The organism is Flavobacteriales bacterium (assembly GCA_013214975.1).
Taxonomy (GTDB): domain Bacteria; phylum Bacteroidota; class Bacteroidia; order DT-38; family DT-38; genus DT-38.
This window is the reverse complement of the sequence record JABSPR010000209.1, coordinates 1-7,106: the sequence shown is the minus strand read 5'-3', so window position 1 is coordinate 7,106 and position 7,106 is coordinate 1. Positions and strand designations below refer to the sequence as shown.

Here is a 7,106-nt window from a genome sequence, read left to right as displayed (position 1 = left end):
ATTGTGTTCGGTCCGTCAAATATAATAAATCTTGGAAGATGCATGGATTGAATTAATTAGTTGCCTGATTTGTGCCTGCAGGTGAAACTTTAATCATGAATATTAGTAATAGAATATTAGTTTCTTTAATCAAATAATTGCACTTGGAACAGCTTTCTACAAAATTACCAAAGAGTATTATTTGGATATTCGTTAGCATTTGTGTCTTGCCTTTACTGATGAATATAGTAGGGATAGATTTTGCATCAAGTTATCGTCCATTTGATATAAAAGGCATAGAGAATCGTACTACTCCCCAATTGTTGGATAGCATGTTCTACCGACTTACTGGTGCATTTACACATACAATATTAGAGTGGAGTGCGTTTTCTACTGCTGTTTTTACGGTGTTATTGGCATTCGTGCATTTTTCAATAACAAAAGATGCAACTACTCCAATAATAGGTGTAGCTCTTTTTACAGCGGGGTGTATGGATGCATTTCATACACTAGCTGCGGCAAGGTTAATAGATGCCTCAGCGCCTAATAAAGATCTTATACCTTTTACTTGGGCCATCTGTAGAATATTTAATGCACTAATTATGATGGTTGGAATTGGAGTTATTCTATTTAGAAGAGAAATAAAGGAGGTAAAAGCAAATGTGCAGTTTATTGTAATTATGAGTGTTGTATTTGGAGTAGTTGCTTATGCGATTATTAGTATGTGCGCGAATAGCGATACTTTACCACAAACGCAATATCCAGATGCACTGATTACAAGACCTTATGATGTCATTCCACTTGTTCTCTTTATTATCGCTGGGGTTTGGTTATACCCGAAATTTCATAGAAAGCATCCGTCTTTATTTTCTTATGCGTTAATTGTTTCGGCCGTACCTGAAGTAGTAACTGAAATACACATGGCATTTGGTTCTACTAACTTATTTGATAACCATTTTAATATTGCTCACTTTTTGAAAATAGTTGCTTATGTAGTTCCTTTTAGTGGTTTGGCGATGGATTACATTCAGACATATAAGAAAGAACAAATAATTACGGATAACTTAATTGAGGAACAAGAAAAATTAAAAAAGATAAATGCGAATTTGGATTCGTTTGTTTACGTGGCATCGCACGACATGAAAACGCCCTTGAATAACATGCAGGGTTTAATGAATATCTTAATAGAAGAAGATTTGGACGAGGAGGAAAGGACAGACCTGCACAGTAGAATTAGAGGAAATTTGAAGCAGTCTATTCAAACAATTAATGATTTAGTTGGCATTACAAAAATTCAGAAATTTAAGGAAATGGAATTTGCTCAAATTCCTTTTCAGAGTATTATAGACGATGTTAAAGTGATGCTGGATGATAAAATAAAAGCAGTTGATGCTAAAATTGAAACTGACTTTACAGCAGTAGATTCTATAGTTTTTTCAGAAGTAAGTTTAAATAGTATTATGCAAAACTTGATAGATAATGCGCTTAAATATAAACATGATAAGAGAAATCCTGAGATTAAAATAAAATCTTTATTAGTAGATAATTTTGTAGTCGTTACTGTTTCAGATAACGGATTGGGGATAGATTTAGAAAGGCATAAAAATAAGATGTTCTCTATGTTCAGTAGATTTCATGATCATACCGAAGGGAGTGGGATAGGGTTAGCCATTGTGAAAAACACATTGGACAGCAATGGCGGTAGAATAGAAGTAGAAAGTGAAGTAAATGTTGGAACAACGTTTAAACTATTTTTTCCCTTTGGCTAGTTCTGTTTGGAAATAAACTAGAATTCCGAACCTAATCTGCAGATACTGCGTATTATAATCTTAGTTGAGTATGAGGCTTTTTCAGGATAATATTTCTGAAAATATTATGTAGAACGATAAAAGTGGTGTTTTGGAAGTGAAAATTAAAATTAATGAAAACAGGTCGCCAATAAATGATGTGTTTAGAGATGATTATGATGAGGATGAGTTTAAGTTCGTAATGAACCTGTTCTTGAAAGAGGGCAGTCAAACGATGTCAAATCTATACGAAGCGTTAGACGATAACGATATAGAAAAAATCGAGTTTTGGGTGCATAAAATTGCGGGATCAGCCGAGGTGGTGGGAGCAGATAACTTTTTCCCTGTAGCAAGATCATTGGAAACAAGTATAAGAGAAACACAAGAGGTTGACGACGATTCGATGTCGTTCCTTAAAAATGAATTCATAAGGATAGAGAATTTTGTTAAAACCCTATAGACTGTAGTCTCTGAGCATTTTCAAGAGTAGTAAGAACCTGGTATATTTCGTTGAAGACGACGAGATGTTTAACATGGTGATGGATTATCATCTACGAGATCATGTGAACATTAAAATTCGGTAATTTACAAATGCTGAGGATTGCTTAAAGCATCTCTCTGATTAACCCAAAATTATCTTTCTAGATTATGGTTTACCCGGGATGAATGGGTTAGATACTTTAAAGCGTATAAAACAGATAAGCCCTAATACTCAAGTGATTCTAGTTACTGCTAAAAAAGATATCGAATTGCTTATAGATTTGATGAATGCAGGTGCGGATGGTTATCTTACTAAAGACAATTTAACATTTAATGAAATTAAAATGAGGGTAGAACTGATGCAGAAAAAATCCTCAGATTCTTTATTTGGTTCGTTGCTTGGTAACAAAGATCGAATGCTAAATTATGGTTTGATCGGTTTACTCGTTATTTACTCTATAATTATCACAAAGCTATATTTGTTCGGGTCGGCTTAGGTATTCAATTATTAGTTCTCTTCACAAGAAATACTGTCATCGCTTAATTATATTTAAGGGATTACTGATGTAAGAAATTAGTCGAAAATCAATGGAATTCGAATCTTTATAAACGTATATATGAATAATTAGAACTTGTGATGCATGAAAGTTGGATGTTTGATTTTAAGTTTTATTGCCTTTAATGGAGCACTGTTCGCTCAGTCGGAAAAATATTCTGAACAGGATGTTTTGAATAGTAATGGAGCGATTGAAGTATATGAACGATTGAATGGTTTAGTTGGTGGAGATTCGGTGAGAGTTCATAATGGATATGCATGTGATGGATGGATAGAGGATTACTATACTAGTGGAGAGTTACTCCATAAAGGTTACTACGAGGATGGACAACTCAAAATATATAAGAATTACTACAAGAATAAGCAACTCGAAAGACAGTTTAAATCTTTTGATAATGTCCGAAGCTCTATGTTGAAGTTTTATCCAAACGGAATCGTTAGATCGGATGCTCAATACAAATTTACATTCGTAGATCGGTTAGAGGAAAGGTTGGAGGATAATCAAGTGGTTAGAATAGAAGAGATGCACGAGTCTTCAGATTATTATACGCTTAAACAGGAAAATTATAATAATGGAGCGCCCCGTTATGTTTTTAAATTGACAAACCATCGTAGTGTAAGATTTTTAACAAGAGAATATTATGAAAACGGTCAGTTACGCATAAAAGGTGAATCCACATACGAAGAGCATAAATTTGACTGTGTTAGAGACGGTAAGTGGATTTATTATTCTGCACATGGAGAGGTAGAGAAAGAAGAGAAATATGCAAATGGCTTATTAGAGTAGTAATCAATTCTGTTCTTTGATTCTTCTATCTAGTTCTTTATCGTATAAGTATAAGTATAGTACAGCCATCATATCTTGATTGTCTGTAGTAGTATTGTTGGTCTTGCATTCTAACACGTATTGATGACTACGATACATCATAATCCCTGTTTCTGATGAGAAATGTTGCAATTTTTTAATCCCTGATTTTTCTTTGTAATTAGTTGCAACCGCCTTGAAAATTAAAATGCTATCGGTTATATCGTAAAGTGACATGTAATCCGCATAAGGATGTAAGTGGCTTGCTATATAGTGTACCGTCGTATTAAATGGGAGATTTAAAAGGTCTGTTACATTCATTCTTGTTACTTCTTCTCCTGGTTCTATAACCCAATGGGAAGTGACATTGCCATTAGTTGCATGACTTAATTTGTTTGCATTTATAGCAGGTCTACAATCTTTGTATTTAACCTCATCGAAATCGTTTCCTTTTATAGGTCTATTAATGTAGGCTGATGCACCGAACAGCGGCTTAAGCTTACTGTCTTTATTATGTAAGGAATAATTCAAGAATGATTTTTGAATGAGTTGTTTATCTATGTTTTTGTCATTTAAATTAAGAGGTTGTGCAGCAATTTTTATTTGTTGATTCGTCATAATAGGCATTCCAAATCCATTAGGAAATTCTATAGAATTGTAACCGGGACCCAGGGTAACAATTCGTCCGGATAGAACGTCTATCATATCAGGTAAATTCCAATGTTTGTATAAAGCATCTGGATTATAGTCGAGATTGTTATGACATAAGTATGTTCCCGAAATATCTACCTCATTATCACTTTTGTCGCGAACCTCGACTTTGTATCCAGTAATCCAGGCAAGTTGGGGTTTAGCAGCATATTGAAATTGAAATTTCAATTTCTCTGTTTTACCCATCATAGATTTTATTATTGTATCTACTTGGAAAACGGGTGTGTTAATCTGGATTATATTGTTAGACGTTTCGATTAACTGCCATTGATTGTCGGTAGCTGGAATTATTTCGTTGAGCCCGTACTTTCGTAATGTATCGGCATTGTACATGATAGATTGTGTAAATAGACAAACAGGGACTATTACAAGTATAATAGCGGTAATAATGAGTATTCTGTTTTTCACGAATTTTATTGTCTATCCAGAGAAAAATAAAGGTAACGGTAAAGATATTAATCTGAAATTTTCCGACAAACAAGTAGGCCATCTCTTATTGGAAAGAGAACTTGTTCCATGCGGCTATCATTAGCGACAAGTTCACAAAAATTCACGATGGCAAGAGTCTCGCTATCAAGTTCGTCTTTTGGCGATATCACTTTACCACTCCAAAGTACATTATCGGCAATTATATACCCACCTACGTTTAATTTATCAATGGTAATGTTAAAGTAGTTTGAGTAATTACTTTTATCCGCATCAATGAAAATCAGATCAAACTGACCTTTAATCGTTGGGATTATATCCAAAGCAGTACCGATGTACGACTTAATCATGTCTTGTAAATTCGCTTCTTTAAAGTATTTAGTAAAGACGGACTCTAGCTCTTCATTTGATTCTATAGTATGTAAGACGCCGTTTTCCTGTAATCCCTCCACCAGGCAAATGGCCGAATAGCCTGTGTAAGTACCGATTTCAAGAATTGATTTTGGCTTTATCATGCTGCTGAACATAGCCAAAGCCTGCCCTTGTAAATGGCCAGAAAGCATTCTAGGCCTTAATATTTTAGCATGCGTATCTCGATTTATTTTTTTAAGAAGTGTTGATTCTTCAGTGGTAAATTTTTTTGCGAAATTCTCTATAGCCGGATCAAGAAAATTCATTGTTGGATCGGCTTCTTATTTTAAACTATAAAGGAAAGACTCATTACAGCCAATATAGATACATGTATCGGAAATGGCTGCTGTTGATACTGCAGTTCCAATAGTTTCATAATTCCAAAGCACCTCACCATCTGATACATTTGCTGCATAAACATTGCTTCTAGAATCTTGGTATACAATAACATCTCCTGCAATAGAAGGTGATGCTTCAATGTCACCAGCTGTTTTGTTTTTCCAAATCATTTTCCCTGTAGTTCTATCTACGGCATAAAGATGATTATCAAAGCTGCCTATGAAAACTGTGTTTCCGGTAGTACTGGGTGAAGATAATACGATATCATCTGTTTCGAATTTCCATTGAACTTCACCAGTCATAGACTCCAATGAATATAATATGTGGTTGTATGAAGCGAAATAAACACTTCCGTTTGATACTGCAGGAGTAGATGCTGTAAGATCACCTATTTCGTATCTCCAAACTCTTTTCCCTGTCTTCATGTTAAGAGCATGAAAGTAATTATCTGAGGCGCCAAAATAAAGTAATCCGTTTGAGACAGCAGGAGAGGAGCCTATACCAATTATGCCATTTGTTTTATAGAACCAGTTGATGTCGCCAGTCTTTTCATCTACAGAATACATATTGTTATCTAAGCTTCCGAAGTAAACCATTTCATCCGATACTACAGGAGAAGAAATAATGCCAGCACCAGATTTAAATTTCCATTTCAGTTTTCCTTTTTTGATTTCGACAGCATATAAATAACTATCGAGACTGCCGAAATAAATAACTCCATTAGCCACAGTTGGCGAGGAATTTACTTTACCAGCTGTAGGGAACTTCCAAATAACTTTAGTCGTGACAATATCAACAGCGTATAAATTATTATCCTGGCTACCAAAATAAATTACGCCATTACTTACCGTAGGACTTGTAGCAATACGACCTTCAGCTTTGAATTGCCAATTAAGACCTTTTAGTTTTTTAGGAATAACGCTATCGTATTCGCCAGTTCTGCCTTCGTTTCCACGATAAATCGTGTTTTTAGATGAGTTTGCTTCTTCATCTTTACCTTTAGCTCCTCCTTTATAAGAACTACATCCTTGGATAATTAAAGCGGAAGCCATGATAGATACACAGCCAATCGCTAAAGCGTATTTTGATAATTTTTGAAACAATATCTAGATATTTGTTACTAATAGTACGACAAGGTACAGAATACTGCTTTAAATTAAAAGCATAGAGTCTATACTGATCAATAGGTCCTTTTATATGAGACTAAAAGCAATATTTGTTTTTCCCCGTAAGTTTTTCAGTAACTCTTCTTCTTGCATCTTTTGCATTGAACGGTGCAACTTTTGTAAATCGCTTAATCCCCATTAACATTACTCTTTGTTCGTCTCCGCTAGCGAAAGAGTTCAGTGCTTCTCTACCATTTTTGTTGATTCTATCCGCTGTGTCGTTAATATATGTTCTAAGCATATCTATGTGCAAAGCACATTCGTATTCACTTTTCTGTTGCACCATTTTTTCAACCCTTAATTGCATCGATTCAGCGATATATGTATCGATGATCATATCTGCAATATTCATTAAGATTTCTTGTTCGTTAGGAAGCTCCATCATTAAGGTTTGAGCAGCAGATCCTGCAACCATTAGTATAGCTTTTTTGAAGTTTGAGATGTAT

8 protein-coding genes are annotated in these 7,106 nt (G+C 34.6%); 4 read left to right on the top strand and 4 right to left on the bottom strand.

Features of this window, described 5'->3' with window-relative positions:
* The first annotated feature begins 218 nt into the window (after window positions 1–218).
* From HRT72_07160 to HRT72_07145, 4 genes are all read left to right on the top strand, one after another.
* On the top strand, window positions 219–1,748 hold the full coding sequence (locus HRT72_07160; protein NQY67485.1) for a GHKL domain-containing protein: 1,530 nt from the start codon (window positions 219–221) through the stop codon (window positions 1,746–1,748).
* Window positions 1,749–1,878: 130 nt separating this feature from the next.
* Complete coding sequence (locus HRT72_07155) at window positions 1,879–2,226, top strand: Hpt domain-containing protein (protein NQY67484.1); 348 nt, start codon at window positions 1,879–1,881, stop codon at window positions 2,224–2,226.
* A 202-nt stretch (window positions 2,227–2,428) separates the two neighbouring features.
* Complete coding sequence (locus HRT72_07150) at window positions 2,429–2,743, top strand: response regulator (GenBank protein ID NQY67483.1); 315 nt, start codon at window positions 2,429–2,431, stop codon at window positions 2,741–2,743.
* 144 nt (window positions 2,744–2,887) lie between these two features.
* Window positions 2,888–3,589, top strand: coding sequence for a hypothetical protein (locus HRT72_07145; GenBank protein ID NQY67482.1), 702 nt, complete (start codon window positions 2,888–2,890; stop codon window positions 3,587–3,589).
* Window positions 3,590–3,592: 3 nt separating this feature from the next.
* On the opposite strand, the gene HRT72_07140 is transcribed toward HRT72_07145, so the two are convergent.
* The 4 genes from HRT72_07140 to HRT72_07125 form a co-directional block, all read right to left on the bottom strand.
* Window positions 3,593–4,726, bottom strand: coding sequence for a hypothetical protein (locus HRT72_07140; GenBank protein ID NQY67481.1), 1,134 nt, complete (start codon window positions 4,724–4,726; stop codon window positions 3,593–3,595).
* 47 nt (window positions 4,727–4,773) lie between these two features.
* Complete coding sequence (locus tag HRT72_07135; protein NQY67480.1) at window positions 4,774–5,421, bottom strand: O-methyltransferase; 648 nt, start codon at window positions 5,419–5,421, stop codon at window positions 4,774–4,776.
* A gap of 15 nt (window positions 5,422–5,436) precedes the next feature.
* Window positions 5,437–6,597, bottom strand: coding sequence for a PQQ-binding-like beta-propeller repeat protein (locus HRT72_07130; GenBank protein NQY67479.1), 1,161 nt, complete (start codon window positions 6,595–6,597; stop codon window positions 5,437–5,439).
* A gap of 100 nt (window positions 6,598–6,697) precedes the next feature.
* A partial coding sequence (locus HRT72_07125) for an acyl-CoA dehydrogenase (protein NQY67478.1) occupies window positions 6,698–7,106 on the bottom strand: 409 nt, incomplete at its 5' end.